The organism is Aerococcus sp. L_32 (genome assembly GCF_050689315.1).
Genome location: NZ_JBOEQF010001118.1, coordinates 1 through 600, shown reverse-complemented (window position 1 = coordinate 600; position 600 = coordinate 1). Strand labels below are relative to the sequence as shown.

General features: G+C 43.0%; 1 protein-coding gene. It reads right to left on the bottom strand.

Annotated elements, in window-relative coordinates; translation table 11 throughout:
* Positions 1-600 (bottom strand): ABC transporter permease (locus ACRCJ0_RS18475; protein ID WP_431391631.1); only part of this gene is annotated, 600 nt, incomplete at both ends.

Genomic DNA, 600 nt, shown 5'->3' with positions numbered 1-600 from the left:
CCCTTTAATAAAGCCGTCCAAATACTTGCGTCGTTTACTTGAAACGGCATCTTGTGGCATATTTACAAACAAGGCCAGTCCGCGCTTTATTTGTTGCTGACGGTCTTGTTCCACTGCGACAATCTTATCCCAGTGCCAACCCTTTTTCCCATCTGAAAAAGGACGAATCCCAGTAAAATGAATGGCGATTAAATACAGCAGTGCAACGCCTAAACAGAGATATGGTGTAACAAAGGAAGCTAATAATAGCGTGATAAAAACCGCTAGATACAAGATTGCCTTGTGAATTTTAATCACCCGGTCGCTGGTATAACGCCAGCTTTCCAAAATAGTATTTAAGTGGGCGGTCTTAAAGCAAATCAAAATCACGGCCAAGACAATCAATTCAAAAATCGAATAGCCTACCATAGCCATCAGCAGTGGGTAAGAAGCAGCAATCAACAGGATAATCATAGCACTCGGTAACAGTAATGAATGGTTCAAGGCTGACCGGAACCAGTCCGTAAATTTCGACTCCATAGGTAAGAGAAAGACCAAGTCTGCTGCCACAATATGTGAAGCCACACCGGTAATAAATACCCCAACCGTCATCAGAACCGT